The 26,567-nt window shown below is 71.5% G+C and carries 25 protein-coding genes and 1 pseudogene; 15 read left to right on the forward strand and 11 right to left on the reverse strand.

Annotated features, from left to right (window positions below):
- Positions 1-64: 64 nt before the first annotated feature.
- A complete protein-coding gene (locus ACY3FI_RS10685; protein WP_462547513.1) occupies positions 65-1,135 on the reverse strand; it encodes a BMP family lipoprotein in 1,071 nt (356 codons plus the stop codon).
- Between the two features lie 209 nt (positions 1,136-1,344).
- A complete protein-coding gene (locus tag ACY3FI_RS10690) occupies positions 1,345-2,460 on the reverse strand; it encodes a mannose-1-phosphate guanylyltransferase (RefSeq protein ID WP_462547514.1) in 1,116 nt (371 codons plus the stop codon).
- 209 nt (positions 2,461-2,669) lie between these two features.
- On the opposite strand from ACY3FI_RS10690, the gene ACY3FI_RS10695 reads away from it, so the two are divergent.
- The 6 genes from ACY3FI_RS10695 (at position 2,670) to ACY3FI_RS10720 (ending at position 8,236) form a co-directional block, all read left to right on the forward strand.
- Positions 2,670-3,914, forward strand: a complete 1,245-nt coding sequence (locus tag ACY3FI_RS10695) for a glycosyltransferase family 4 protein (protein WP_462547516.1) — start codon at positions 2,670-2,672, stop codon at positions 3,912-3,914.
- Positions 3,915-3,991: 77 nt separating this feature from the next.
- A complete protein-coding gene (gene sdhC / locus ACY3FI_RS10700; RefSeq protein ID WP_462550345.1) occupies positions 3,992-4,456 on the forward strand; it encodes a succinate dehydrogenase, cytochrome b556 subunit in 465 nt (154 codons plus the stop codon).
- 12 nt (positions 4,457-4,468) lie between these two features.
- The gene (gene sdhD, locus ACY3FI_RS10705) at positions 4,469-4,915 is read left to right on the forward strand and encodes a succinate dehydrogenase, hydrophobic membrane anchor protein (protein WP_462547518.1); all 447 of its coding nucleotides are present in this window, start codon (positions 4,469-4,471) and stop codon (positions 4,913-4,915) included.
- Between the two features lie 42 nt (positions 4,916-4,957).
- Positions 4,958-6,766 carry a succinate dehydrogenase flavoprotein subunit gene (gene sdhA, locus ACY3FI_RS10710; RefSeq protein WP_462547519.1) on the forward strand — a complete coding sequence of 603 codons (1,809 nt, stop codon included), beginning with the start codon at positions 4,958-4,960 and terminating at the stop codon, positions 6,764-6,766.
- On the forward strand, positions 6,766-7,539 hold the full coding sequence (locus ACY3FI_RS10715; protein ID WP_462547520.1) for a succinate dehydrogenase iron-sulfur subunit: 774 nt from the start codon (positions 6,766-6,768) through the stop codon (positions 7,537-7,539). Before sdhA ends, ACY3FI_RS10715 begins: the two co-directional genes overlap by 1 nt.
- A 52-nt stretch (positions 7,540-7,591) precedes the next feature.
- Positions 7,592-8,236 (forward strand): TNT domain-containing protein, encoded by a 645-nt coding sequence (locus tag ACY3FI_RS10720; RefSeq protein WP_462547522.1) that lies wholly within the window; start codon positions 7,592-7,594, stop codon positions 8,234-8,236.
- 79 nt (positions 8,237-8,315) lie between these two features.
- Here the strand turns inward: ACY3FI_RS10720 and ACY3FI_RS10725 are convergent, their stop codons facing one another.
- The 8 genes from ACY3FI_RS10725 to ptsP all read right to left on the reverse strand — a co-directional run bounded on the left by ACY3FI_RS10725 (position 8,316) and on the right by ptsP (position 16,053).
- Positions 8,316-8,963, reverse strand: coding sequence for a DUF805 domain-containing protein (locus ACY3FI_RS10725; protein WP_462547523.1), 648 nt, complete (start codon positions 8,961-8,963; stop codon positions 8,316-8,318).
- Complete coding sequence (locus ACY3FI_RS10730; RefSeq protein ID WP_462547525.1) at positions 8,960-9,484, reverse strand: DUF805 domain-containing protein; 525 nt, start codon at positions 9,482-9,484, stop codon at positions 8,960-8,962. Before ACY3FI_RS10730 ends, ACY3FI_RS10725 begins: the two co-directional genes overlap by 4 nt.
- 131 nt (positions 9,485-9,615) lie before the next feature.
- A complete protein-coding gene (locus ACY3FI_RS10735; protein WP_462547527.1) occupies positions 9,616-9,891 on the reverse strand; it encodes a DUF4190 domain-containing protein in 276 nt (91 codons plus the stop codon).
- 187 nt (positions 9,892-10,078) lie between these two features.
- Entirely contained in the window at positions 10,079-11,011 is a 933-nt protein-coding gene (locus ACY3FI_RS10740; RefSeq protein ID WP_462547529.1) for an NADP-dependent oxidoreductase, read from the reverse strand.
- Positions 11,012-11,095: 84 nt separating this feature from the next.
- The gene (locus tag ACY3FI_RS10745) at positions 11,096-12,253 is read right to left on the reverse strand and encodes a mannitol-1-phosphate 5-dehydrogenase (protein ID WP_462547530.1); all 1,158 of its coding nucleotides are present in this window, start codon (positions 12,251-12,253) and stop codon (positions 11,096-11,098) included.
- Entirely contained in the window at positions 12,250-12,687 is a 438-nt protein-coding gene (locus ACY3FI_RS10750) for a PTS mannitol transporter subunit IIA (RefSeq protein WP_022907882.1), read from the reverse strand. The genes ACY3FI_RS10745 and ACY3FI_RS10750 overlap by 4 nt, the downstream gene beginning before the upstream one ends.
- A gap of 77 nt (positions 12,688-12,764) precedes the next feature.
- Positions 12,765-14,321: a PTS mannitol transporter subunit IIBC gene (locus ACY3FI_RS10755; protein ID WP_462547531.1), complete on the reverse strand. Its 1,557-nt coding sequence runs from the start codon at positions 14,319-14,321 to the stop codon at positions 12,765-12,767.
- Between the two features lie 76 nt (positions 14,322-14,397).
- Entirely contained in the window at positions 14,398-16,053 is a 1,656-nt protein-coding gene (gene ptsP / locus ACY3FI_RS10760) for a phosphoenolpyruvate--protein phosphotransferase (protein ID WP_462547532.1), read from the reverse strand.
- 211 nt (positions 16,054-16,264) lie between these two features.
- Between ptsP and ACY3FI_RS10765 the strand changes: the two genes are divergently transcribed.
- Together ACY3FI_RS10765 and ACY3FI_RS10770 are read left to right on the forward strand one after the other, a co-directional pair.
- Entirely contained in the window at positions 16,265-17,035 is a 771-nt protein-coding gene (locus ACY3FI_RS10765) for a DeoR/GlpR family DNA-binding transcription regulator (RefSeq protein ID WP_462547533.1), read from the forward strand.
- 71 nt (positions 17,036-17,106) lie between these two features.
- A complete protein-coding gene (locus ACY3FI_RS10770) occupies positions 17,107-17,379 on the forward strand; it encodes an HPr family phosphocarrier protein (RefSeq protein WP_462547534.1) in 273 nt (90 codons plus the stop codon).
- A gap of 95 nt (positions 17,380-17,474) precedes the next feature.
- On the opposite strand, the gene ACY3FI_RS10775 is transcribed toward ACY3FI_RS10770, so the two are convergent.
- Complete coding sequence (locus tag ACY3FI_RS10775) at positions 17,475-18,572, reverse strand: tetratricopeptide repeat protein (protein ID WP_462547535.1); 1,098 nt, start codon at positions 18,570-18,572, stop codon at positions 17,475-17,477.
- 81 nt (positions 18,573-18,653) lie between these two features.
- On the opposite strand from ACY3FI_RS10775, the gene ACY3FI_RS10780 reads away from it, so the two are divergent.
- From ACY3FI_RS10780 to ACY3FI_RS10810, 7 genes and pseudogenes are all read left to right on the forward strand, one after another.
- Entirely contained in the window at positions 18,654-19,496 is an 843-nt protein-coding gene (locus ACY3FI_RS10780) for an exodeoxyribonuclease III (RefSeq protein WP_462547536.1), read from the forward strand.
- Positions 19,497-19,530: 34 nt separating this feature from the next.
- A complete protein-coding gene (gene trpS / locus ACY3FI_RS10785; RefSeq protein ID WP_462547537.1) occupies positions 19,531-20,541 on the forward strand; it encodes a tryptophan--tRNA ligase in 1,011 nt (336 codons plus the stop codon).
- Positions 20,542-20,543: 2 nt separating this feature from the next.
- Positions 20,544-21,155 carry a GNAT family N-acetyltransferase gene (locus ACY3FI_RS10790; RefSeq protein WP_462547538.1) on the forward strand — a complete coding sequence of 204 codons (612 nt, stop codon included), beginning with the start codon at positions 20,544-20,546 and terminating at the stop codon, positions 21,153-21,155.
- 57 nt (positions 21,156-21,212) lie between these two features.
- Positions 21,213-22,259, forward strand: coding sequence for a bifunctional diaminohydroxyphosphoribosylaminopyrimidine deaminase/5-amino-6-(5-phosphoribosylamino)uracil reductase RibD (ribD, locus tag ACY3FI_RS10795; protein WP_462550346.1), 1,047 nt, complete (start codon positions 21,213-21,215; stop codon positions 22,257-22,259).
- A gap of 29 nt (positions 22,260-22,288) precedes the next feature.
- Positions 22,289-22,918 (forward strand): annotated as a pseudogene (gene ribA / locus ACY3FI_RS10800) (GTP cyclohydrolase II); the annotation flags it as partial.
- Between the two features lie 192 nt (positions 22,919-23,110).
- The gene (locus tag ACY3FI_RS10805) at positions 23,111-24,532 is read left to right on the forward strand and encodes an MFS transporter (RefSeq protein WP_462547539.1); all 1,422 of its coding nucleotides are present in this window, start codon (positions 23,111-23,113) and stop codon (positions 24,530-24,532) included.
- A gap of 172 nt (positions 24,533-24,704) precedes the next feature.
- Positions 24,705-26,558 (forward strand): ABC transporter ATP-binding protein, encoded by a 1,854-nt coding sequence (locus tag ACY3FI_RS10810; protein ID WP_462547540.1) that lies wholly within the window; start codon positions 24,705-24,707, stop codon positions 26,556-26,558.
- Positions 26,559-26,567 lie beyond the last annotated feature (9 nt).

Consider the following 26,567-nt stretch of genomic DNA (forward strand, 5'->3'; position numbering starts at 1 on the left):
TATTTCTGTGATGGGCGCACGGAAACGCGGGCGAGGGACCGATCCCCCGCCCGCGTCGCCCGGACTACTTGTTCGACTGGGTCTCGACCTTGATCGAGCCGTCGACGATGCCCGACTTGATCTTGTCCAGCTCGTCCTTCAGACCGGAGTCGACCTTCGACTCGTAGTCGTGGAACGGCGCGATGCCGACGCCGTCGTTCTCGAGCGTGCCGACGTACGGCTCCTTCGAGAACTTGTCGTCAGCGGCCTGCTCGACGACGTCCTTCACGGCGGGGCGCATGCCCTTCATGACGGACGTGAACGCGATGTCCTTGTAGCGGGGGTCGGCCTCGTACAGGTCGCTGTCCGCGCCGATGAGGACGGAGCCGTTGTTCGCGTCCTTGATCGCCTCGGCAGCCGACTGGTAGATCGGGCCGCCGACGGGGAGGATGACGTCCGCGTCCTGGTCGAGGAGCGTCTGCGCGACCGACTTGGCCTGCGTGCCGGCCTCGAACCCGCCGGTGAAGGAGCCCTTGCCGGAGTCGACGTTCCAGCCGACGACCTTGACGTCCTTCTTCTTCTGCTCGTTGTAGTACTTCACGCCGTCCGCGAAGCCGTCCATGAAGATCGTGACGGTCGGGATCTGCATGCCGCCGAAGGTGCCGACGACGCCGGTCTTCGAGTACGACGCCGCCGCGTAGCCGGCGAGGAACGCCGCCTGGGAGGTGTCGAACGTGATCGGCTTGACGTTCTTGGCGTCGATCGAGTTGTCGTCGATGATCGCGAACTCGGTGTCGGGGTTCGCCTTGGCCTGGCTCTTCGTGGCGTCGGCGAGGTTGAAGCCGACGGTGATCACGAGGTTGCAGTTCTGGCCGATGAGCTGCTCGATGTTCGAGTCGTAGACGGTGGCGTCCTTCGACTCGGCGGACTTGTAGGTCGCGCCGAGGTCGGCGGCGGCGTCCTTCATGCCCTCGAACCCGAGCTGGTTGAACGACTTGTCGTCGAAGCCACCGGCGTCGGAGACCATGCAGGGGCGGAAGTCGGTCTTCTTGGCCGTCGCGGAGTCGGACGGTGCGGCCGAGCAGCCGGTGAGGACGGCGACCAGGCCGGCGAGCGCGAGGCCGCTCAGGACGACCTGACGGGTACGGGATGTCACGGGTTGGTTCCTCCGGGGAGCAGTGCCCGGACCACGTGCGTTCCGGGCGATCGTGGCGACAGTACACGACCGTCGAGCCGGTACAGCACGCTCTCGGCGCTCCTGGCGGAGTGGTTACGCGATCGCGACCGCGACGAAACAGGCCCGTAACGCGCGCGGCACCGCGGACGCCCCGGATCCGGGGTCCGGAGCGATTTCGTGATGGAGCGCTACAGGACGTCGCCGCGGCCGCTGATCTTCAGTGCGTCCACCACACCCTTGACCCGCTGGGCGTTCGCGCTCGTGGTCACGAGCAGGGCGTCCGGGGTGTCCACGACGACGATGTCCTCGACCCCGATGAGCGAGATGAGTCGCTGGCTGTGCGAGACGACGATGCCGCTCGACGAGTCGGCCAGGATGCGTGCACCGTCGCCGAGGACGGCGAGGTTGTTCGCCCGTCCGCCGGACTGCAGCTTCGCGAGCGACGCGAAGTCGCCGACGTCGTCCCAGTCGAAGTCGCCGGGGACGACCGCCATCCGGCCGGCCGCGGCGGCGGGCTCGGCGACGGTGTAGTCGATGGCGATCTTCTCGAGGGTCGGCCAGATGGCGTCGACCACGGCGCCGCGGGACGAGGTGTCCCACGCGGCGGCGAGCTCCTCGATGCCGGCGAGCAGCTCGGGCTTGGTCCGGCCGATCTCGGCGAGGAGCACGTCGGCGCGGGCGATGAACATGCCGGCGTTCCAGAGGTAGTTGCCCTCGTCGAGGTACCCGCGGGCGGTGTCCAGGTCGGGCTTCTCGACGAAGGACTTCACCGCGTGCACCGTCGAGGCGCCCTCGACGTCGAGCGCCTCGCCGTCGGCGTGGATGTAGCCGAAGCCGATCGCCGGCTCGGTGGGCGTGATGCCGATGGTCGTGACGTAGCCCGCGCGGGCGGCGGCGACGGCCTCGCGCACCGAACGGCGGAAGCCACGGGCGTCGCCGATGACGTGGTCGGCGGCGAACGAGCCGATCACCACGTCCGGTTCGCGGCGGTGCAGGATCGCCGCGGCGAGCCCGATGGCCGCGGTCGAGTCCTTCGGCTCGCTCTCGAGCACGACGTTGTGGTCCGCGACGCCGGGGAGCTGCGACTCGACCGCGACGCGGTGTGCCCGCCCGGTGACGACCATGATCCGCTGGTCGCCGGCGAGCGGCGCGAGGCGGTCCCAGGTCTGCCGGAGCAGGGAGGTGCCGGAGCCGGTCAGGTCGTGCAGGAACTTGGGCGCGTCGGCGCGCGAGAGCGGCCAGAGCCGGGAGCCGATGCCGCCGGCCGGGATGATCGCGTAGAAGTCCTCGAGTGCGTCTGCCACCCGCTCACCGTACCGGTGCGGCCGGAGTCGACCTGGACGCTTCCCGCACGTTCCCCGCACGCAGCGTGCGGAAGGCCGCACGAGACGGACGCGAGCCGGCGGACGCGGCGTGCCCCGCGCCTCCCGGTCGGCTGTTCACCACCTGCGTGCCGGGCGTTCACGCGGACCGCCCCGCACGGCCACGCCACCCGCGGAGCATGGGACGCACCATGAGCGCACGCAGCGTGGAGCGCGGCACGGTCCAACGGACCGTCGCCGTCGTGACCGAGAGCTTCCTGCCCACCCTCAACGGCGTGACCACCAGCGTCCTCGCGGTCCTCGACCACCTGGAACGCCGTGGTCACCGCGCGGTCGTCATCGCGCCGGACACCCCGGGGCTCGCGCAGTTCCGCTCCCGCTCCCGCTCGCAGGTCGAGCGCTACCGCTCCTTCCCGGTGCACCGCGTCCCCGCGGTCGCGTACCGGCAGTTCCCGGTCGCGCTCCCCCACCCGGTCCTGGACACGATCCTCGCCGCCTCCGGCGCCGACGTGCTCCACGCCGCGAGCCCGTTCCTGCTGGGCGGACGCGCCATCACGGCGGCCGGGAGGCTCGGCATCCCCTCCGTCGCCGTCTTCCAGACCGACGTGGCCGGGTTCGCCCGCCGCAACGGCCTGACCGCGACCGTCCCGCTGGTGCGTCGCATCCTCGGGCGCATCCACGCCGGGGCGTCGCTGACGCTCGCCCCGTCGAGCGCCACCGCCGCGATGCTCGGCGAGGACGGCGTGCCGCGCGTCGCGCGCTGGGGCCGCGGGGTCGACACCGAGCTGTTCCACCCCGCGCGTCGGACGGGTGCGCGCGTCCGGGCGCTGCGGCGACGGCTCGCGCCGAACGGCGAGGCGATCGTCGGCTACGTCGGGCGGCTCGCGCCGGAGAAGGAGGTCGACCGGCTCGCAGAGCTCGGCGGTGTGCCCGGCATCCGGGTCGTCGTCGCCGGGGGCGGCCCGTCCCGCGCCCTCCTCGAACGACGGCTGCGGCACCTCGACGTGACCTTCACCGGGCCGTTGCGCGGCGAGGACCTCGCGGACGCCTACGCGATGCTCGACCTCTTCGTGCACACGGGCCCCGCCGAGACCTTCGGGCAGACCCTGCAGGAGGCGCACGCCAGCGGCCTGCCGGTCGTCGCGCCGGCGTCCGGCGGACCGCTCGACCTCGTCGCCCCGGGACTCGACGGCGAGCTCTACGACCCGGACGCCCCGCAGGCCCTGCGACGTGCGGTGCTCGGCGTGCTCGCGCAACCGGGCGCCGCCGCCCGGATGGGTTCGGCGGGACGGCTCCGCGTCGAGGGGACGACCTGGGAGGCCGTCGGCGACGAGCTCCTCGCGCACCACGACACGGCCCGCACGATCGGGGCGCCGCCGGCCGCGAACCGGGGCTCGCTGACCGCCCGGCACGAGAACGTCGGCGCCCGCGCATAGGATGGTGCGTGTTCCACACGAACACGAACGGCAAGGGCTCGCCGATCGGCGAGCCCGTCCTATGGGAGGACTTGCTCATGGCCGAGCAGACCGGAGCGGGTACGGCGACCGCCGCACCCGCAGTGTCCATCGACGGCGGGACGATCGAGGCGCCGCGCGCCGCTCGCACCCCGCAGGGGACCTTGTACCGCGGCTCGGTGGGCATGTGGTCGTGGGTGCTGCACCGCATCACCGGTGTCGCGATCTACTTCTTCCTGCTCGTACACATCCTCGACACCGCCCTGGTGCGGCTGTCCCCCGAGGCGTACAACGCCGTGATCGGCACCTACAAGACGCCGATCATGAACCTCGGTGAGACCGCGCTCGTGATGGCCATCGTGTTCCACGCGTTCAACGGGCTGCGGATCATCCTGATCGACTTCTGGTCGAAGGGGCCGAAGTACCAGCGCGCGATGTTCTGGGTCGTGCTCGTCCTCTGGGCGGTCGCGATCGCGGGCTTCCTGCCGCGCCAGCTCATGAACCTCGTCGCGGACTTCAACTAGGAGAGCGGACCGATGACCACGCAGACCGTCGAGCCTCCGCGCTCCGCCACAGCCGCCCGCCGCACCACCAACTGGGAGAAGTGGGGCTGGATCTACATGCGCGCGTCGGGCGTCCTGCTCGTCGTGCTCATCTTCGGGCACCTCTTCGTCAACATGGTGGCCGGCGAGGGCGTCAAGCAGATCGACTTCGCCTTCGTCGCCGGCAAGTGGGCCAGCCCGTTCTGGCAGGTGTGGGACTCCCTCATGCTCGTGCTCGCGATGGTGCACGGCTCGAACGGCATGCGGACGATCGTGAACGACTACGTCGCGAAGCCAGGCATCCGGAAGACCCTGCTCGGTGCGATCGCCGTCGCGTGCGTCGTGCTCGTCGTCCTCGGCCTGCTCGTGTGCTGGACGTTCGACCCGTGCCCCGCCGGCGCCGCCGCCGCGGACCTGCCGTCGTTCTGCCCGGCCCGCTAGCCGCTGCCGTCGCCCGCTCCACCCCCTGACCGAAAGACCCCTGTGCCTCAGAACACCCCGACCGACATCCCGGTCCATCACCACCAGTTCGACATCGTCATCATCGGCGCGGGCGGCGCCGGCATGCGCGCCGCCATCGAGGCCGGCCCGAAGGCGAAGACGGCCGTCATCTCGAAGCTGTACCCGACCCGCTCGCACACCGGCGCGGCGCAGGGCGGCATGGCGGCGGCCCTCGCGAACGTCGAAGAGGACTCGTGGGAGTGGCACACCTTCGACACGATCAAGGGCGGCGACTACCTGGTCGACCAGGACGCCGCCGAGATCCTCGCGAAGGAGGCCATCGACGCGGTCATCGACCTCGAGAACATGGGCCTGCCGTTCAACCGCACGCCCGAGGGCAAGATCGACCAGCGTCGCTTCGGCGGCCACACCCGCGACCACGGCAAGGCCCCGGTGCGCCGCGCCTGCTACGCCGCCGACCGCACCGGGCACATGATCCTGCAGACGCTGTTCCAGAACTGCGTGAAGCTCGGCGTCGAGTTCTACAACGAGTTCTACGCACTCGACCTCATCATGGTGGACGTCACGGGCGACGACGGCGTCACGCGCAAGCAGCCCGCCGGTGTCGTCGCGTACGAGCTGGCGACCGGCGAACTGCACGTCTTCCACGCGAAGGCGATGATCTTCGCGACCGGCGGCTTCGGCAAGATGTACAAGACCACCTCGAACGCGCACACCCTGACCGGCGACGGCGTCGGCATCGTCTGGCGCCAGGGGCTGCCGCTCGAGGACATGGAGTTCTTCCAGTTCCACCCGACCGGCCTCGCCGGCCTCGGCATCCTGCTCACCGAGGGAGCTCGCGGCGAGGGCGCGATCCTCCGCAACGCCTCGGGCGAGCGGTTCATGGAGCGCTACGCCCCGACGATCAAGGACCTCGCACCGCGCGACATCGTCGCCCGCTGCATGGTGCAGGAGGTCGCCGAGGGCCGGGGCGCCGGACCGAACAAGGACTACGTCCTCCTCGACTGCACGCACCTCGGTGCCGAGGTGCTCGAGACGAAGCTGCCGGACATCACCGAGTTCGCGCGCACCTACCTCGGCGTCGACCCCGTCGTCGAGCCGGTGCCCGTGATGCCGACCGCGCACTACGCGATGGGCGGCATCCCGACGAACACGAACGCCGAGGTCCTGTCCGACAACACCACCGTCGTGCCCGGCCTCTACGCCGCCGGCGAGTGCGCGTGCGTGTCGGTGCACGGCTCGAACCGCCTCGGCACGAACTCCCTGCTGGACATCAACGTGTTCGGCAAGCGCTCCGGCAACAACGCCGCCGAGTGGGTCAAGACGGCCGAGTTCCTCCCCCTGCCCGAGCACCCCGAGCAGGGCGTCCGCGACATGCTCGACCAGCTCCGCGCCTCCACCGGCACCGAGCGCATCGCCGTGCTGCGCAAGGAGCTGCAGGACGAGATGGACAAGAACGCGCAGGTGTTCCGCACCGACGAGTCGCTCGGCAAGATGACCGAGACCATCCACGGGCTGCGCGAGCGGTTCCTGCAGGTCTCCGTGCAGGACAAGGGCAAGCGGTTCAACACCGACCTGCTCGAGGCCGTCGAGCTCGGGTTCCTGCTCGACCTGGCCGAGGTCGTCGTCTTCTCCGCGCGGAACCGCAAGGAGTCCCGCGGCGGCCACATGCGCGACGACTACCCGAAGCGGGACGACGAGCACTACATGCAGCACACCATGGCGTACCTGACGGGCGATCCGCACTCGTCACTCGCCGACGACCACATCACGCTCGACTGGAAGCCCGTCGTCGTGACGCGCTACGAGCCGATGGAGAGGAAGTACTGATGACCGACACCCTGGTCTCCGACGCCCCCCGCACCGACACCGTGCAGGACGCCCCTCCCGGATCGTTCCCGGTCACGATCATCGTCCGCCGCTTCGACCCGGACGTCGACGACGAGCCGCGCTGGCAGGACTTCGACGTCATGATGCTGCCGACCGACCGCATCCTCGACGCCCTGCACCAGATCAAGTGGGAGCAGGACGGGTCGCTCACCTTCCGTCGCTCCTGCGCGCACGGTGTGTGCGGCTCGGACGCGATGCGGATCAACGGCCGCAACCGCCTGGCCTGCAAGACCCTGATCAAGGACCTCGACGTGTCGAAGCCGATCTACGTCGAGGCGATCAAGGGCCTGCCACTCGAGAAGGACCTCGTCGTCGACATGGAGCCGTTCTTCGCCTCCTACCGCGAGGTCCAGCCCTTCCTGCAGGCGTCGAGCGCGCCGGAGAAGGGCAAGGAGCGCGTGCAGTCCGTCGCCGACCGCGCCCGCTTCGACGACACCACGAAGTGCATCCTGTGCGCGGCGTGCACCTCGTCGTGCCCGGTGTTCTGGACCGACGGGCAGTACTTCGGCCCCGCCGCGATCGTGAACGCGCACCGCTTCATCTTCGACTCCCGCGACGACGCGGCGGACGTCCGCCTCGACATCCTCAACGACAAGGAGGGCGTCTGGCGCTGCCGCACGACCTTCAACTGCACCGACGCCTGCCCGCGTGGCATCCAGGTGACGAAGGCGATCGCCGAGGTGAAGCAGGCCGTGATGCGGGGGCGCGCCTGACGCTCGGCGTCGTCCGAGGTCCGCTGAAGACACCACCGATAGGCTCCGCTCCATGACGTTCGCGGCCACCCGCCCCATCCTCGACCAGCTCGGCTACACGGTCCGCTACGTGCAGCTCCCCGGAGAGACCCTGCAGGAACCGCCGGTCGAGGGCGCCCTGCGCATCGTGCCGGCCGAGCAGCCCGACGACTTCGCACTCGAGGTCGTCGACTACGGCACGGCCCGTCGCCTCGCCACCGCGCGCGGTGAGGAGGACGCGGTCGAGATGCTCCGTCGGTTCCTGAACCGTCCCTTCCCGGCGCCGCGGGACATCCCCCGGCACGAGCTCGACGGGCTCCGCGACCGTGCGGCCACGACGTACCCGCAGCTGGCTCAGCAGGTCGCGCAGGCCGGCGGACAGGGCCTCACCATCCAGGTCCCCGCCGGGGTGCCCGTCGACCGGATCGGTGGACCGGACGGCTACCTGCTGCACCCGCTCGACACACCGCTGCACACCCGGTCGCTCCCGCCCCACGTCGCGGCGTCGCCGGAGACGCACCGCTACCTGGTGGAGCGGCCGTTCCTGGTGAACGTCCGGTTCGTGCAGCCCTGGTTCGACCAGCCGGGTGGCGCGCTCCGCTTCCAGACCGCCGATCCGTCGGTCACGGTGCGGGACCTCGTCGTGGACGGCTCGCTCACGCGGCTCCGGGTGGTCTGACCGGTCTGCCCCCGGACGACGAAGCGGCCCTCCCCTGTCGGGGAGGGCCGCTTCGTCGTCCGGTGACCGGTGGTCCGGCTCAGCGTTCGTCGGGCTGGTCGTACCGCACACCAGCCGGGTTGGGTGGCAGGCAGGCGAACACGATCGCCGCCGGCCAGGCGACGATCGAGATCAGCCACAGCGCACCGGGCAGGTTGGCGTCGTGCATCCGTCGCCACGCGAGGGCGAGTGCCGGCACGAGCGTGCCGAGCCACCAGACGCCGTACAGCGCGAGGAGCAGGAACGCCCAGGACGGCGGCGCGCCCGTCGTCTGTGCGACGCCGTACTCGTCGACCGTCCGGTGCGACGCGCTCCAGCCGATGACCGTCGCGATGAAGCCGCCGTACAGGACGATCGTCACGATGGCGTTGGCGAGCAGGTAGTACCAGTACTCGCTGCGGCTGGCGCGACCGTCGAACCGGGCGTACTTCGTGAAGACGCGGGTGAAGGCGTCGAGGAAGCCGATGCCGTACCACGGCGCCCAGAGCGGCGGGACGCCGTCGGGACCGACGGGTGCGAGCTGCGCGGGTGTGACGTACGGCTGCTGCCCGTACGGCTGCTGCCCGTACGGCTGCTGCCCGTACGGCTGCTGCCCGTACGGCTGCTGCCCGTAGGGCTGCTGCCCGTACGGCTGCTGCCCGTCGGGCTGCGACCCCGGGCCCCACTGGGGCGTGTCCCCGTTCGTCATCGGGCGCCGACCGGTCGGTCGAAGCGGCTGCCGTCCGGGTTCGAGGGCAGGAACATCATGATGAACACTGCGATCGGTCCGAGGAACGGGATGAGCAGGAGCAGGGCGAACAACCCGCTGAGGTTCGCGTCGTGCAAGCGTCGGACGATGAGTGCCAGCGTCGGGATGATCAGCGCGAGGCCGAGGATCCAGAACGCGGTCCCCGCGAGCGGGTTCGTCGACATGCTCGAGAAACCGACGGACGTCGAGGTGGTGGTCGACGTCGTCGTGCCGGTCGCGGCGACCAGGATGCCCGTGAGGACCGAGGCGACCGCGCTGATGATGACGCTCCACAGGTACCACCACCAGTACTCGCTGCGGCTCGCTCGACCGCTGAAGGTCGCGTACTTCCTGAAGAAGCGCGAGAACGCCTTCCCGAACGAGATGCCGTGGTACGGCGCCCAGAGCGGCGGCTCACCCCCGGCTGTGGCGGGCGTCGGCTGCTTGCCGTACGGGTCCTGCGGCGGGTACTGGTCGGTCACGGTGCTCCCCCTGTGTCGTGTGTCGGATCCCGTTCGGATCCGTGTCGGAGTCAACCAGAACGACCACGCCCCCGTCCGCTCGGGACGGGGGCGTGGTCGGTGCGAGGTCTGCTGTGCTGCGGTCGAGCGGGTCAGTAGCCGCCGGTCGTGCTCATGTTCGCCGCTGCCGCGAAGAAGACGATGATCGAGATGACGCCGATGACGAGCGAGAGCGCCGAGATGATCACACCCGCGAGGGCGAGGCCACGGCCGCGCTCGCCGGTGCGCTTGATCTGCGTCAGCGCGATGATGCTGACGATGAGGCCCGCGATGTTCACGAAGAACGCCAGGACGAACCCGACGATGGCGAGGACGTTGTAGCGCTCGGACGCGGGCGCGGCGGACTGGTAGGGCTGTGCGTTGGTCATTCGGGTCTCCGGTTCGATGATCTGTGCGTGGATGTGCTGCAGGGCACGACCGACACGGCGCACGGTCGGTCGGCCCCGATCGTGGCAGACGCGGCGCTCCTGGGCGCGCAAGGAGTGCAGCGCGTCGCGGGAGCGGCCCGCCGGCAGTCGACACGACGCCCCGTCCGGGTCGGATCCGTCCCGGACCCTACGGCACGAGCGCGAGCTTGCCGCCCGGGTGCTGCGACTCGAGCACCTCCGCCGCAGCCCTGGCCTCGGCGAGCGGGAACGTCCGCGCCACCGGCACCTCCAGCTCCCCCGCCGCCGCGAGGTCGACGAGCCGCTGCCGCACCGAGTCGCGGAACGCCTTGCTCTCCGGCTGCGCACCGCCGACCGCGCGGATGCCCTCGGCACCGGCCCGGCCGAAGGCCGCGATGGTGACGATGCGGTCGCGGTCCGCGACGAGCGCGAGCGAGACGTCCACGGCCTCGTCGGTCCCGACGCAGTCCAGTGCCACGTCGACACCGGACGGTGCGAGGTCACGGACGCGCGCCTCCAGACCGTCGCCGTACGCCACCCACTCGCCACCGAAGCGGCGCACCGTGTCGGCGTTCCGCTCGGACGCGGTGCCGATGACGCGCGTGCCGAGCGGTCGGAGCAGCTGCAGGAGGGCGACGCCGACGGCGCCGGAGGCGCCGTGGACGAGCACGGTGTCGCGCCCCTCGGCGCGGGTCACGCGGATCATGTCGGCGGCCGTCGTGCCGGCGAGCAGGAGGTTCGCCGCCTGCGGGTGGTCGAGCGTGGCGGGCTTGGCGAACACGTCGGCAGCGGACACGGTGAGCCGTTCCGCCCAGCCGCCCTCGACACGGAAGGCGAGGACCTCGTCACCCACCGCTCCCCCGCCCGAGGCGATCTGCGTGTCCGGGCCGATCGCGCTGAGGACGCCGGAGACCTCGTAGCCGACCGGGATCGGCAGGTCGGACGCGTCTCCCTGGCGGGTGTGCTTCGTGTCGGCGGGGTTCATGCCGGCGGCGTGGACGTCGATCGTCACCTCGCCCGGCCCCGGCGCGGGGACGTCGGTCTCGACGTACTCGAGGACCTCGCTGCCGCCGAACCGAGGGGCGACCCAGTGCTTCGTCATGCCGGCGACGCTACGCCGGCCGGCCGGAGACAGACGGGAGGCGCGGTGCCAGCTGGCACCGCGCCTCCCGTCTCGGTCATGCCGCTACGAGCGCGCGGCCCGGACCCGCTCGACGAACGCCGCGTGCAGCGGGTGCTCCGCACCCAGCCCGGTGATCTCCGTCGCGACGTCCGCGTCGGACCGGTCGGAGCGCAGCAGCGACTGCAGTTCGACGCTCTGCTCGTCGTCCGGCACGTCGAAGCGGAGCGCGGCGCCCATCGCCTCGAGGAGCGCGGTCGGCTCGGTGCCGTCCTCGGCGAGGGCGGCGGCCGGCGACACGAAGCGCTCGTCGCGGGACAGCTTCCGGAGCGGCTGGCGACCGACACGCGTGACGGTGTCGGGCAGGTGCGGGTTCTCGAACCGGCCGATGATCGCCTGCACGTAGGCGCGGTGCACCTCGGGGTCGAGCTCGTGGCGACGGACCAACAGGTCGCTGGTCTCGGCGAGCACCGACTCGAGCGCGGACCGCACCGCGGGGATCGCGATCGCGTCGGAGATCTTGTCGGCACCGGCGAGGAAGCCGTGGTACGCGACGGTGGCGTGCCCGGTGTTCACCGTGAAGAGCTTCCGCTCGATCGAGGCGGCGAGCCCGTCGACGTAGTGCGCGCCGGGGATCTCCGGCTCGTTACCGCCGAAGGGCGTGCGGTCGATGGCCCACTCGTAGTAGGTCTCGACCGTGACGTCGAGGCCGGCGCCCTCGGGCTGCGCGGGCACGATGCGGTCGACCGCGGTGTTCGCGAAGACGGCCTTGGCGAGGGCGGCGTCGCGCTCCTCGGCGGGCAGGGCGTCGACGATGAACTCGCGGAGGCGGTCGGTCGCGTTGATCGCGTTCTCGCAGGCCATCACGGCGAGCGGGGCCGCGTCGGCGTCGCGCTGTCGGAGCGCGGCGGCGATGACGGGCGCGATGAACTTCAGGACCGTCGGGCCGACCGCGCAGGTCACGACGTCGGCGGCGGCGACCTCGGCGATGACGCCGGCTTCGTCCTGCGCGCTGTTGACGGCACGGAAGCCGGTGACGACGTGGTCCTGCGCGCCCGAACCGACCTCGTGCACGGTGTACGAGTCTGCGGCGGCCAGCGCGTCGATGAGCGGTGCGGCGACGTCCGCGAAGACGACCTCGTACCCGGCCTCGTGCAGGAGCAGGCCGACGAAGCCGCGGCCGATGTTGCCGGCGCCGAAGTGGACGGCGGTGCGCTCGCTCACTCGTTGACCTCGCCGAGGATCGACAGGATCGCGGCGGTGTCCGGCGCGTCGGTGAGCTTCTGGACCTCGTCCTCGTCCGAGAAGACGATCGCGATCTTGGACAGGATGTCGAGGTGCTCGTTGTTCACGCCGGCGATGCCGACGACGAAGCGTACGGGGTTGCCGTCCCAGTCGATCGGGGTGGCGTAGCGGATGAACGACAGGGCCGAGGACTTGATGGCGTCCTTCGCGTCGTTCGTGCCGTGCGGGATGGCGAGGAAGTTGCCCATGTACGTCGAGACGCTCTTCTCACGCTCGAGCATCGCCGGGTAGTAGTCCGCGGTGACCGCGCCTGCCGCCTCGAGGATCTCGGCCGCCTCCTTCATCGCCTCCGACTTGGTCGGGGCGGTGTCCTCGGTGTGGATGCGGATCTGGCTCTCCTGCAGGACGGGCATCGGGGGTTCTCCTTCTTCTGGCGGAACGTGATGGAGGGGACGGGCTGCACACCCGTCCCCTCCGATACTGCACTGTGTTACTGGTTCTTGAGCTGGTCGACGACCTGGTCGTACTGCGGCGCGTTCATGAAGTTGCCGACCGACACGTGCTGTGCGTTCGGGTTCTTCTGGCGGGCGCGGTCCGTCAGTTCCTCCTGGGTGATGATGAGGTCCTCGGTGCCGTCGAGGTTCGCGATCGCCTTGTTGACGACCGTGACGCCCTCGATGCCCGCCTTCTTCACCTTGTTGCGGAGGACGCTGGCACCCATCGCGCTCGAGCCCATGCCGGCGTCGCAGGCGAACACGACGTGCTCCACGCGGGTCGCCGTGGCGGTGGACGCCGAGCCGACGCCGCCGAGCGAGGCCTCGGCCTCCTCCTCGTTGGCCGGGGAGTTGTTGCCGAGCAGGCCGGCGGTCGCGGCGTTGACGTCGCGGCCCTTGTTGGCCTGGAGCTTCGCCATGGCGGCGCTCATGTCACCGCCGCCGTTCGCCAGGTCGCGCTTGCGGCTGGCGAGCAGGAAGAAGGACGCGACCGCGAAGGACACGGCGGCCGAGAGCACGACCGAGAGGATGACGCCCACGAAGCTGTCCTTCGCGGTCGAGCCGAGCACCGCGATGATCGATCCGGGGGACGCCGGAGCGACGAGGCCGGAGCGGAAGGCGACGTTGGTCGCGACACCGGTCGCACCACCGAGGATGACGGCGATGAACAGGACCGGCTTCTGCAGCACGTACGGGAAGTAGATCTCGTGGATGCCGCCGAGGAACTGGATGATGATCGCGCCGGGAGCGGTCGAGCGGGCGATGCCGACACCGAAGAAGGTGAAGGCGAGCAGGATGCCGAGACCGGGGCCGGGGTTCGCCTCGAGCAGGAACAGGATGCTCTTGCCCGACTCCTTCACCTGCGCGGCGCCGAGCTGGTCGAGCACGCCGTGGTTGATGGCGTTGTTCAGGAAGAAGACCTTCGCCGGCTCGATGATCACGCTGGCGACCGGCAGCAGCGAGTGGTTCACGAGGAACTCCACCGCGGAGCCGAGGCCGTTCGCGATCGCCTTGAAGATCGGGGCGAGCCAGAAGAAGCCGACCATGGCGAGACCGAAGGCCAGGATGCCCGCGGCGTAGTTGTTGACGAGCATCTCGAAGCCCGGGCGGATCTTGCCGTCCCAGATCTTGTCGACCTGCTTGATCAGCCACGCACCGAGCGGGCCGCAGATCATCGCGCCGAGGATCATGACCGTGCCGTTGGCGCCGATGATGACGCCCATCGCCATGACCGAGCCGACGACCGCGCCACGGGTGTCGTAGATCATCCGGCCGCCCTGGAAGGCGATCGCGAGCGGGATGAGGTAGGTCAGGATCGGGCTGACGAGACCGATGTTGGCGACACCGTTCGTCTCGCCCCATCCGCCGAGGATGCCGACGGGCGTCCAACCGGTCTGGATGAAGAAGGCGGTGATGATGCCCCACGCGATGAAGATCGCGATGTTCGGCATCACCATGCCGGAGAGGAACGTGCCGAACTTCTGGACGGCGACGCGTGCGCCGCCCCGCGACTTCGCGGGTGCGTCGGGCGCTGCAACGGACGACGTTGTCATGTGCCTGGCTTTCTGTGAGGGGTGCTGCTGCGGTGTGAAGGGGGTGCTGGGTGGTGCGGGGGTGGAGCTGGTCGGGTCAGACGGCGTGCGCCGCGGCCGCGGCGGACCTGGCGGCCGCCGCCGTGCTCGCGGCGAGCGCTGCCGTCGCCATCTCGCGGGCCTGGTCGAGGGTGTGCTTGCCGAGCTCGGCGCGCACGTCGGCCAGGGCCGCGGGGGTCATGGAGAGGGTCGTGGCGCCGAGGCCGACGAGGACCACGGCGAGCAGCGGGTCGGCCGCCGCCTCGCCGCAGATGCCGACGGCCTTGCCGGCGGTGGCGCCCGCGGTGCCCAGCTGGGCGACGAGGCGCAGGACGGCGGGGTGCCACGGGTCCTGGTAGGACGCGACGGTGCCGAGCATGCGGTCGGCAGCCATCGTGTACTGCGTGAGGTCGTTCGTGCCGATCGACACGAAGTCGGCGGAGGTGAAGACCTGGTCGGCCATCAGGGCGAGGGACGGGACCTCGGCCATCACGCCGGCGGTCCGGATGCCGAGCTCGCGGGCGAGGTCGACGAAGTACTGCGTCTCCTCGGCGTCGGCGACCATCGGGGCCATCACCCAGAGGTCCGCCTCGGTCTCGGCGTCGGCCTGTGCGAGGGCGGTGAGCTGGTCGCGCAGGACCTCCTCGTGGTTCCGGAGGGCACGGAGCCCGCGGCGCCCGAGCGCCGGGTTCTCCTCGTCCTTGTCGGTGAGGAACGGCAGCGGCTTGTCGGCACCGGCGTCGAGCGCGCGGACCACGACCTTCCTGCCCGGGAACGCGGCGAGGAGCTGGCGGTAGGACTCCTGCTGCTGCGCGACGGTCGGCGCCTTCGGCGAGTCGAGGAACAGGAACTCGGTGCGGAAGAGCCCCACGCCCTCCGCACCGAGAGCAACGGCGCCCGCGGCGTCGGCGGGGCTGCCGAGGTTCGCGAGCAGGGGGACGGTGTGGCCGTCGGCGAGGGCACCGGCGGTGAGGGGCGCGGCGGCCGCGGCGAGGCGGTCCGCGATGCGCTGGTCGACGTCGGCGACGAGCTCGGCGGACGGGTCGGTCACGACGGTGCCGGCTGCGGCGTCGACGACGACGTGCGTGCCGTCGGCCAGCCCGTCGGCGCCGGTGACGCCCACGATCGCCGTGATGCCCTTGGCGCGGGCGAGGATCGCGGTGTGCGAGGTCGGTCCGCCGTCACGGGTGACGAGCGCGAGCACCTTGTCGAGGTCGAGGAGTGCGGTGTCGGCGGGTGCGAGGTCGCGGGCGACGAGCACGAAGGGGGTGTCCGACTCGGGGACGCCGGGGGCCGCGACGCCACGGAGCTTGGCGATGATGCGCTGCGCGACGTCGTCGAGGTCGGCCGCGCGCTCCCCCATGTACCCGCCCATGCCGACGAGGAGGTCGCGGAACTGTCCGAACGCCTCGTACACCGCGCGCTCCGCGTTGGTGCCACCGTCGATGCGTGCGTGCACGTCGTCGAGCAGCGTCGGGTCCTGCGCCATGAGCGCCTGTGCCTCGAGCACGGCCTGGGCGTCGCCGCCCGCGAGCTGTCCGCGCTTGTTGAGGTCCTCCGCCACCGCGGCGAGGGCGTCGTGGACGGCCTGCTTCGCGTCGTCCGCCGTGCCCTGCAGCGCGTCCTTCGACGGCTCGCCGAGCGGGTCCGCCATGCGGAGCACGGGGCCGTGGGCGACGCCACGGCCGACGCCGGTGCCGAGCAGTTCGGACATTCGAGACTCCTTCATCTCACGCGCGATGGTGCGGTGGGTGGTGCGGTTGGCAGCACACTACCCCGAACCGCGTTGACAAACAAACACATCCGGGGATAAAAATGCAGAAACAGATGCCCGTTTGCGTCTGGCGGCTGACCGGTTCCGCTCAGCTCCGGCCAGGACGTGCCCGGTCATGTCCGTTCCGTTCCGACCGAGACGACGAGGTCCGATGTACGCACCAGAGCGCCACCAGCGCATCGTCGACCAGGCGCGCGCACAGGGCCGCGTCGACGTGAAGGACCTCGCCGAGCTGCTCGCGGTCACGCCGGAGACGATCCGCCGTGACCTGACGAGCCTCGAGCGCCGTGGCCTCGTGCGACGGGCGCACGGCGGCGCGATCCCGGTCGAGCGGATCACCCTGCACCCGGGTGTCGGCGACCGCGGCGGGATGAACCAGGCCGAGAAGATGGTCATCGCGCAGGCCGCCCTCGACGAGCTGCCCGAGAACGGCTCGATCATGATCGACGCCGGCACCTCCACCATCTGCCTCGCCGAGATGCTGCCGACCGACCGCGGCCTGACCGTCGTCACCCACTCGCTCCCCGTGGCGATGGCCGTCGCGAACCGGGCCGGACTCGACCTGCACCTGCTCGGCGGCAACATCCGCAGCGACTCGCTGGCCGGCGTCGGCACGTGGACGCACCAGCTCATCGGCATGGTGAGCGTCGACGTCGCGTTCATCAGCATCAACGGCATCACGCCCGAGCGCGGCCTGACGACGCACAACATGGCGGAGGCCGCCGTGAAGAGCGCCATGATCAAGTCGGCCCGGCGGAGCATCCTGCTCGCCGACCACACCAAGTTCGGGCGCGAGGAGTTCGGCCGCGTCGCGCCCCTCGCCGCGATCGACACGATCATCACCGACCCCGGCGTGAACGCCGACCTCGTGCGCGAGGTCGAGGCCGCCGGCACCGAGGTCTTCTGGCCCGGTCGTTCCTGACCGCGGCCCGGACCCGTCCCACCCGGCGCTCGCTACCATGAGCGCCACCACCCATCGACAGGAGTACATCGATGTCCGAAGCCACCCGTACCGTCACCGTCGCCAGCGCGTCCGGTCTGCACGCCCGTCCGGCGTCGCTGTTCGTCCAGACCGTGACCGCGTCCGGTCACCAGGTCACGATCGCGAAGGGCGACAAGTCCGGCAACGCGGGCAGCATCCTCGCGCTGCTCGGGCTCGGCATCGAGAACGGCGACGAGGTCACCCTCACCGTCTCGGGCGACGACGCCGAGACCACCGCCGACAGCCTGGTCGCGTTCCTCGAGACCGACCACGACGCGGCCTGACGCGATCCCCTGACGGACTGGAGGCGCGGTGCCGGCTGGCACCGCGCCTCCAGTCCGTCGTGGGTCCCCACCACCCCGTCGGTGACCGGACGGGGCTACGCGTACCAGCGGTCCAGGAAGCCGCCGGCGCCGAGGGCGGCGACCAGGGTCGCACCGCCCACGGCGGCGACCCAGCCGTCCGCAGCGTCCGGGGCACCGCACCCGACGAGCACGAGCAGCAGCCCGGCGGCCACGAGCGTCGCTGCCTGCAGCACCGGCAGGACCACGACGCCGCCGACGTGCCTGCGGACGAGCCGGACGAAGGGCGGCCAGCCCGTGCGCAGCGAACGGCCGAGCCGGCGGAGGACCGCCACCTCGGCCAGCACGATCGCGACCAGCAGGGCGACGCACCAGAGGCCCGCGGCGAGGGGCGCGTGCAGCGCCGTCCCGCCGAGCACCCCGCCGGTCGCGGCGAGCACGAGGCCGACCACGACGAGCGCCGTCCCGAACGACGCCAGGCGGACGGTCGCGCGGCGGAACGCACCGAGCGGACCGGCAGCCTCGGGATGCTCCGCGAGCACGAGCGACGCGTCCGCGAGCACCGCGATCGTGCCGCCCTGCCGCTCCCGAGCGCGGAGCAGCTGCCAGCGCGCCCACGGGTCGGCGGGCGATGCCGCGACGGCGGCGACGAGCGCACGGACCGCCGTGCCCGGGTAGCCCTCGCGATCGGCGAGCCACGCGAGGGCGAGGTGCACCTCGGTGTGCTGCGGGTGCGCCGCTGCCGCCCGGGCCGCCACGGCGTAGGTGGTCGTGTCGACTGCTCCGGACCGGAGGTCGAGGACGAGCTGTGCCGCCGCGAGGTCGCCGTCGTCCGGACGGAGCGCGACGGCCGCCGCCCAGGCCCCACGCGCCTCCGGCACGTCCCCCGCCGCCTCGGCGAGGTGCGCGGCGAGCCGGTACGCCTCGACGTCCTCGGGGTCGGTCGCGATCGCGCGGCGGACGGCGGTCCGGGCCGCGTCGAGGTCATCCGTCCACCAGAACACGACGGCGAGGACGCGCAGGACCTCGGCATCGTCGCCGTGCAGGGCGAGGGCACCCGTGAGCGGTTCGACGGCGTCCTCCGGCCACCCGTACCGGAGGAGCTCGGCCGCCGCGACGAGCGCACGCTCCACCTGCTCGTGCCGCTCGGCGGGCGGGTCGACGGCATCGGTCACGTCGCTCATGGTGGCGGAGTCGCCCGACCCTGTCGAGCCCGCGCACGAGGGGTGTCGGGACGCGCCGATAGGGTGTTGGGCATGACACGCCTGCGCCTCGCATCCGTCAACGTGAACGGCGTCCGCGCCGCGTTCCGGAAGGGCATGGGCGACTGGCTCGCCACGCGCGACGTCGACGTGCTGGCCCTGCAGGAGGTCCGCGCCTCGAGCGACGACCTGGCCGGGCTGCTCGGCGACGAGTGGGACATCGTGCACGACCCGGCGACGGCGAAGGGCCGCGCAGGGGTCGCGATCGCCTCGCGGCACCGGGCGCACATCCACCGCGTCGAGCTCGGGTCGAGCGACTTCGACTCGGCGGGGCGCTGGATCGAGGCCGACTACGAACTCGACGGCACCACCGTCACGGTCGTCTCCTGCTACGTCCACTCCGGCGAGGTCGACACCCCGAAGCAGGACGAGAAGTGGAAGTTCCTCGACGCGATGACCGAGCGGCTCCCCGCGCTCCGGGCGCACAACCCGCTCGCCGTCGTCGTCGGTGACCTCAACGTCGGACACGACCAGCGGGACATCAAGAACTGGAAGGGCAACGTCAAGCGTGCCGGCTTCCTGCCGCGCGAGCGTGCCTACTTCTCGCGGTTCTTCGGTGCCGAGGGCGAGCAGGTCGAGGGTGCCGACGGATCGACCGGACCGGGTCTCGGCTGGGTGGACGTCGGGCGCGAGCAGGCCGGCGACGTCGACGGCCCGTACACGTGGTGGTCATGGCGCGGCCAGGCGTTCGACAACGACTCCGGCTGGCGCATCGACTACCAGATGGCGACGCCGGACCTCGCCGCGAAGGTCGGCAGCTACACGGTCGACCGCGCCGCGGCGTACGACCAGCGATGGTCCGACCACGCCCCCGTGGTCGTCGACTACGAGCTCTGACACCCATCCACTCCCGCACCACCAGGACACACCCATGACCAAGACGCGCATCTTCTCCGGCATCCAGCCCTCGGCAGGGTCCCTCCACCTCGGCAACTACATCGGCGCGCTCATGCAGTGGCGGGACCTGCAGGACGACTTCGACGCGATCTACTGCGTCGTCGACATGCACGCCATCACCTCCCCGCAGGACCCGGCCGGACTCCGGGCGAGCACGCGGGCGACGGCGGCGCAGTACATCGCCTCGGGCATCGACCCGGAGAAGTCGACCCTGTTCGTGCAGTCGCACGTCCCGGCGCACGCCGAGCTTGCCTGGGTCCTCAACACCCTGACCGGTTTCGGCGAGGCCAGCCGGATGACCCAGTTCAAGGACAAGTCCGCTCGCCAGGGTGCCGAGGCCGCCTCGGTCGGCCTGTTCACCTACCCGGTCCTGATGGCGGCCGACATCCTGCTGTACGACACGAAGGTCGTGCCGGTCGGGGACGACCAGCGGCAGCACGTCGAGCTCACCCGCGACCTGGCCGGGCGCTTCAACTCCCGGTTCGGCGACACCTTCGTCGTGCCCGAGGCCCGGATCGGCACCGAGACCGCGCGCATCTACGACCTGCAGGACCCGACGAGCAAGATGAGCAAGTCGGCAGCGTCCGACAACGGTCTCATCCGCCTGCTCGACGACCCGAAGCGCACCGCGAAGAAGATCCGCTCCGCGGTGACCGACACCGAGCGCGAGATCCGGGCCGACCGCCAGGCGAAGCCGGGCGTGACGAACCTCCTCGCGATCCTGTCGGCGTTCAGCCGGACGCCGGTCGCCGCGCTCGAGGAGTCGTTCGCCGGCAAGGGGTACGGCGACCTCAAGGGGGCCGTCGCCGACGCCGTCGTCGCCGAGCTCGAGCCGGTGCGCGCCCGCACGCTCGAGCTCCTCGACGACCCGGCGGAGCTCGACCGCCTGCTCGCGGTCGGCGCCGACCGTGCCGAGGCCATCGCCGAGCAGACGCTCGCCCGGGTCTACGACCGCATCGGCTTCGTGCCGCGACGCCGGGGCTGACCGTGCGTCCCGTCGTCCTCGCCTCCGACCGACTGCGCCTCGACGTGCCGACGCGGTCGGACGCGGCAGCCATCACGTCGGGCTGCCAGGACCCTGACGTCGTCCGGTGGACCACCATCCCCACGCCGTACACCACGAAGGACGCCACCACGTTCGTGGACGCCCTCGTCGGCCCGGGGTGGGCGTCCGACCGCGAGTACACCTGGGCGATCCGGCGTGCCGGATCGACGTGGCTCGACGGTGTGATCAGCTGGCGGACGGCGCACCGCGACCTCGGCTTCTGGCTCGCACCGTCGGCTCGGGGGGCGGGTGTGATGCACGAGGCCGTGGAACTCGTCGTGCGGTGGGCCTTCGAACAGGGCGCACCGGACGTGTACTGGGAGTGCTACGCGGGCAACACCGGTTCGGCGTCCGTGGCCCGCGCCGCGGGTTTCTCCTTCACCGGCGTCGGCACGCCGCTCGTCCCCGGCCGGGACGGCACGACCGTCCAGGCGTGGAAGGGCCTGCGCCGTGCCGACGGCTCGCCCGCGTCCGACCTCCCCTGGCCCGCCGAGACCTTCCCCGGCACCGTCGGGGGACACGGCGATGACGCGTCACCGAACTCGCGCCGGTAGTCTCGCTCCGTGACCATCCCGCCCGTGCCGACCGCCAGCCCGGTCGAGCTCCGCGCGATGCGGCGCGCCCTCGAGCTCGCTGCGCTCGGCCCGGCCGTCGGCGACCACGCCCGCGTCGGTGCCGTCCTGCTCTCCCCCGACGGCGAGGTCCTCGCCGAGGGCTGGCACAAGGGTGCCGGCACGCCGCACGCCGAGGTCGACGCGATCAGCAAGGTCGCGCCCGAGCGGCTGCGCGGCGCGACCGCCGTCGTCACGCTCGAGCCCTGCAACCACTGGGGTCGGACGGGCCCGTGCGCGCTCGCGCTCCTCGAGGCCGGGGTCGCCCGGGTCGTCTACGCCGTGGACGACCCGGGCGAGCACGCCCGCGGCGGCGCAGACCGGCTCCGGGCCGCGGGCGTCGACGTGCAGTCCGGCGTCCTCGCCGACGAGGCGGAGGCGTTCCTCGAACGCTGGCTCCTCTCGGTCCGCCTCGGTCGGCCCTGGGTCACGGTGAAGTGGGCGTCGAGCCTCGACGGTCGTGCCGCCGCCGCCGACGGCACGAGCAAGTGGATCACCGGTGCAGCGGCCCGGCAGCACGTCCACGAGCAGCGCGCGGCCCACGACGCGATCCTCGTCGGGACCGGTACCGTGCTCGCCGACGACCCGTCGCTCACCGCCCGGGGGGACGCCGGTGAACTGCTCGCCGACCAGCCGCTGCCGGTCGTGCTCGGCGACCGTGTCGTCCCCGACGACGCCGCGGTCAGACGGCACCCGCGCGGCGTCGTCGTGCTGCCCGGCCACGACCTCCCCACCTCGCTCGCCGCGCTCCGTCAGCACGGGGTCCACTCGGTCCTCGTGGAGGGCGGACCGACCGTGGCCTCCGCCCTGATCGCCGCCGGGCTCGTCGACGAGTACCTCGTCTACCTCGCCCCCGTGCTGCTCGGCGGCCCGCGGGTCGCCCTCGACGACCTCGGCGTGGGAAGCATCGGCGAGCGCCGCAGGTTGGACGTAACATCGACCACCAGCCTCGGCCCCGACCTGCTGGTCCGGGCCCGACCGCACCGCTCCGGCGGCGCCCTCGGGCACGGGAACGCGGGGCCCCAGGACGACCGGAGCACCTCATGACCGACGCACTCACCTCCCCCACGCCCGGGAGCCCGGTCCAGTTCGAGGTGGCGACGAACGTGCCGACCACGCACGGGACCTTCGAGATGCGCGCCTACCGCGACCTCGTGACGAGTGCCGAGCACGTCGCGATCATCGCCGCCGACCCGTCCGGCGCAGCGCCCCGCGACGGGGCCCTCGTGCGCGTGCACTCGGAGTGCCTGACCGGCGAGGCGTTCGGTTCACTGAAGTGCGAGTGCGGGCCGCAGCTCGACGCCGCGCTCGACACCATCGCGGCCGAGGGCGGTGTCGTCGTCTACCTGCGCGGACAGGAGGGCCGGGGCATCGGCCTCATCAACAAGCTCAAGGCCTACCGGCTGCAGGAGGACGGGCTCGACACCCTCGACGCGAACCTCGCGCTCGGGCTGCCGGCGGACTCCCGCGAGTACGGCGGTGCCGCCGGGATCCTCGCCGACCTCGGCCTCACGCGCGTCCGCCTCCTGTCGAACAACCCGGAGAAGCGCCGGCAGCTCGAGGAGCACGGCATCACGGTCGAGGGGCTCGTCCCGCTCGTCGTCGGCATCTCGGCGCAGAACGCCGGCTACCTGGACACGAAGCGCGACCGGATGGGTCACCAGCTGCCCGCCCACCTGAGCACGGGCAGCACGACGCTCGGCTGATTCGCAGGTTCGCGACATCTGTCGTACGATGTGACCTCCGTCACGAGCGGTCCCACCACACACCAGACGCACCCGATCGAACCGCGCCCACCCGCGCGACCCGCGCCTCATCCTCGCGCGAACCGATCGGCGTCCGCCGTCCGGACCACCGCTGCGCTCGAGCCGAGCGCGCTCCACGGAGACCACCGACACATGTCCGCCGCACCGGCACCCGCACCACGACCGACCGCCACGACCCCCGGCAACCCGCGCTCCCGCGTGGTGATCGCCAGCCTGGTGGGCACGTCGATCGAGTTCTACGACTTCTACGTCTACGCGACGGCCGCCGTCCTCGTCTTCCCGACGCTGTTCTTCCCGAACGAGGACCCGACGGCCTCGCAGCTGTCGTCCTTCGTCACCTTCGCGCTGGCCTTCTTCGCCCGGCCCGTCGGGTCGATCGTCTTCGGGCACTTCGGTGACCGGGTCGGCCGCAAGACCACCCTCGTCGCGAGCCTGCTCGTGATGGGCACGGCGACGTTCCTCATCGGCTGCCTGCCGACCTTTTCCTCCATCGGCATCTGGGCACCCGTGCTCCTCGCGGTGATGCGCTTCGCCCAGGGCGTCGGCCTCGGCGGCGAGTGGTCCGGCGCTGCCCTGCTCGCGACCGAGAACGCCCCCGCCGGCAAGCGCGGCGTCTTCGGCTCGATGCCGCAGCTCGGTGCCCCGATCGGCTTCCTGCTCGCCAACGGCCTCTTCATCGCGATCAACGCCGCGATGCCCGCCGGTGCGGACGGCACCCCGAACGCCGACTTCCAGGCGTGGGGCTGGCGCATCCCCTTCCTGCTCTCCGCCGTGCTCGTGATCATCGGGCTCTACGTGCGCTTCAAGCTCGTCGAGTCCCCGGTGTTCCGCGGCGTGCAGGAGTCCGGCTCCGTCGCCAAGGTCCCGCTCGGCCGGGTGTTCCGCACGTCGTGGCGGGCCGTCATCGTCGGCACGTTCGGCATGGTCGCGACCTACGTGCTCTTCTACTTCATGACGACGTTCACCCTGTCGTACGGCACCACCGGCGCCGAGGCGGGTCCGCTCGTCCCGAAGATCGGCCTCGGCTACTCCCGTGGCGAGTTCCTCACGCTGCTGATGATCGGGGTCGTGTTCTTCGGCATCTTCACCCCGATCGCGGGCTTCCTGGCCGACAAGTACGGCCGGCGACGCACCCTCATCCCGACCACGATCGGCATCGCGCTCTTCGGCCTGACGTTCCAGCTGTGGTTCGCCGCGTCGACCGGTCCGCTCACCGTCGTGACGTTCCTCATCGTCGGCCTGTCGCTGATGGGCCTCACGTTCGGGCCGATGGGTGCGCTCCTGCCGGAGCTCTTCCCGACGAACGTGCGCTACACCGGCTCGGCGATCGCGTACAACGTCGCGTCGATCCTCGGCGCCTCGCTCGCGCCGACGATCGCGCTCGCCCTGTGGAAGCCGGACGGGAACATCTTCCTCGTCGGCCTCTACCTGACGATCGCCGCCGTGGTGACCCTCGTCGCGCTCCTGTTCGTGCGGGAGACCCGGACCGCCGCGCTCGACGCGGCGGACACCGCCGGCGAGCCGGACGCGCGCCCGGTGGACGCGCGCGCGTAGCCGCGACCACCTGCGTGCCCTGGAGGCGCGGTGCCAGCCGGCACCGCGCCTCCGGTCCGTCCGGGCGTCCGTCCACAGCCCGCCCCGGCCGCGCAGCGCGCGACCACCGGACGGTGCGAGACTGGTCCCCGGCCGCCAGCACTCCCCGCACGGGCGGCAGGAACCAGGAACGATGAGCCTCCCCTTCGCGCGCCCCAAGAAGACCGACGGACCCCGTGCCAGCTTCGGTCGGCTGCTGAGCTACCTGTTCGAGAACAAGCCGGCGATGGCCGTCATCATCGTCCTGAGCATCCTCGGGGCCGGGGCGTCGCTCGCGCAGCCGCTCCTCGTCAACCAGGTCGTCACCGCGGTGCAGCACGGCAACACCCTGGACACCCTCGTCTGGGTCCTGGTCGGGCTCGTCATCGTCTCCGGCCTGCTCAACGGCATCCAGCACTTCCTGCTCCAGCGAGCGGGCGAAGGCGTCGTGCTCTCCACCCGCCGCAAGCTCATCGCGCGCATCCTCAACCTCCCCATCTCGGAGTTCGACACCCGCCGCACCGGCGACCTCGTCTCCCGGGTCGGCAGCGACACGACGCTCCTCCGCGCGGTGCTGACGCAGGGCCTCATCGAGTCGATCGGCGGGGCGCTCACCTTCGTCGGGGCGATCGTCGCGATGGCGATCATCGATCCGCTGCTCCTCGGCATCACCGTCGTCATCGTGCTCGTCGCGATCGTCGTCGTCGGCGGCCTCAGTCGCCGCATCCGCATCGCGTCGAAGCGAGCGCAGGAGAAGGTCGGCGACCTCACCGCGGCGGTCGAGCGCGGCATCGGCGCCGTCCGCACCATCCGCGCCGCGGGCGCCACCGAGCGCGAGGTGCGAGAGGTCGACGGCCACGCGACCGAGGCCTACCGCCGCGGCCTCGACATCGCCAAGATGTCGGCGTTCGTCGTGCCGGTCGCGAGCATCGTCATGCAGGTCGCGTTCATCGCCGTCCTCGGCGTCGGCGGGGCACAGGTCGCCGCGGGCACGATCACCATCGCGACCCTCATCACGTTCATCCTGCTGCTCTTCATGATGATCATGCCGCTCGGCCAGGCGATGGGCGCCGCGGTCGCGGTCGCGCAGGCGCTCGGCGCGCTGGGTCGCATCGAGGAGATCCTGCACCTGCCGACCGAGGCGCAGGACGACGCTGCGGTCCGCACCGCCGCCGCGGTCGAGAGCGACGACGCGATCGCCTTCGAGCACGTCTCGTTCCGCTACGCGCGGTCCGCCGACGCGGCCGGCCCCGACGGCGCCGTCGCGTCCGACGCCACGCCGGGGACGGGAGGCGCGGTGCCGGTCGCCGACACCGCCTCCGCCCCCGACGTGGTGCTGCAGGACGTGTCGTTCCGCGTCCCGCGCGGCTCGCGCGTCGCGCTCGTCGGCCCCTCGGGTGCCGGCAAGTCGACGACCCTGGCGCTCATCGAGCGGTTCTACGACCCGACCGACGGCGTGATCCGGCTCGGCGGTGTCGACATCCGCGGCCTCGACCGCGACGCCCTGCGCGCCCAGATCGGGTACGTCGAGCAGGACGCCCCCGTGCTCGCCGGCACGATCCGCGCGAACCTGCTCCTCGGGTCGCCGGACGCCTCCGAGCAGGACTGCGTCCGGGTGCTCGAGGCGGTCAACCTCGGCGAGGTCCTGCACCGCGACCCCCGCGGCCTCGACGCCCAGGTCGGCGAGGACGGCGTGATGCTCTCCGGCGGCGAGCGGCAGCGGCTCGCGATCGCCCGGGCCCTGCTCGCCGCTCCCCCGATCCTCCTGCTCGACGAATCGACCTCGTCGCTGGACGGCGTGAACGAGCAGAAGATGCGACTGGCGATCGACGCCGTCGCCGAGGACCGCACCCTGCTCGTCATCGCACACCGACTGTCCACCGTGGTGGACTCGGACGTCATCGTCGTGCTCGAGCACGGGCGGGTCGTCGGGGTCGGGACCCACTCGGAACTCGTCGAGTCGACGCCGCTCTACCGCGACCTGGCGAAGCACCAGCTCCTGGTCTGACGCCCGCCC

Source organism: Curtobacterium sp. RM9 (assembly GCF_054956955.1).

Coding starts and splice junctions, on each gene's coding strand:
- ACY3FI_RS10725 (WP_462547523.1), bottom strand. CDS start 8,963: ATGACGAACGGGGACACGCCCCAGTGGGGCCCGGGGTCGCAGCCCGAC.
- ribD (WP_462550346.1), top strand. CDS start 21,213: ATGCGGCGCGCCCTCGAGCTCGCTGCGCTCGGCCCGGCCGTCGGCGAC.
- ACY3FI_RS10720 (WP_462547522.1), top strand. CDS start 7,592: ATGACGTTCGCGGCCACCCGCCCCATCCTCGACCAGCTCGGCTACACG.
- ACY3FI_RS10810 (WP_462547540.1), top strand. CDS start 24,705: ATGAGCCTCCCCTTCGCGCGCCCCAAGAAGACCGACGGACCCCGTGCC.
- sdhD (WP_462547518.1), top strand. CDS start 4,469: ATGACCACGCAGACCGTCGAGCCTCCGCGCTCCGCCACAGCCGCCCGC.
- ACY3FI_RS10750 (WP_022907882.1), bottom strand. CDS start 12,687: ATGCCCGTCCTGCAGGAGAGCCAGATCCGCATCCACACCGAGGACACC.
- ACY3FI_RS10770 (WP_462547534.1), top strand. CDS start 17,107: ATGTCCGAAGCCACCCGTACCGTCACCGTCGCCAGCGCGTCCGGTCTG.
- ACY3FI_RS10755 (WP_462547531.1), bottom strand. CDS start 14,321: ATGACAACGTCGTCCGTTGCAGCGCCCGACGCACCCGCGAAGTCGCGG.
- sdhC (WP_462550345.1), top strand. CDS start 3,992: ATGGCCGAGCAGACCGGAGCGGGTACGGCGACCGCCGCACCCGCAGTG.
- ACY3FI_RS10780 (WP_462547536.1), top strand. CDS start 18,654: ATGACACGCCTGCGCCTCGCATCCGTCAACGTGAACGGCGTCCGCGCC.
- ACY3FI_RS10805 (WP_462547539.1), top strand. CDS start 23,111: ATGTCCGCCGCACCGGCACCCGCACCACGACCGACCGCCACGACCCCC.
- ptsP (WP_462547532.1), bottom strand. CDS start 16,053: ATGTCCGAACTGCTCGGCACCGGCGTCGGCCGTGGCGTCGCCCACGGC.
- trpS (WP_462547537.1), top strand. CDS start 19,531: ATGACCAAGACGCGCATCTTCTCCGGCATCCAGCCCTCGGCAGGGTCC.
- ACY3FI_RS10740 (WP_462547529.1), bottom strand. CDS start 11,011: ATGACGAAGCACTGGGTCGCCCCTCGGTTCGGCGGCAGCGAGGTCCTC.
- ACY3FI_RS10715 (WP_462547520.1), top strand. CDS start 6,766: ATGACCGACACCCTGGTCTCCGACGCCCCCCGCACCGACACCGTGCAG.
- ACY3FI_RS10735 (WP_462547527.1), bottom strand. CDS start 9,891: ATGACCAACGCACAGCCCTACCAGTCCGCCGCGCCCGCGTCCGAGCGC.
- ACY3FI_RS10695 (WP_462547516.1), top strand. CDS start 2,670: ATGAGCGCACGCAGCGTGGAGCGCGGCACGGTCCAACGGACCGTCGCC.
- ACY3FI_RS10765 (WP_462547533.1), top strand. CDS start 16,265: ATGTACGCACCAGAGCGCCACCAGCGCATCGTCGACCAGGCGCGCGCA.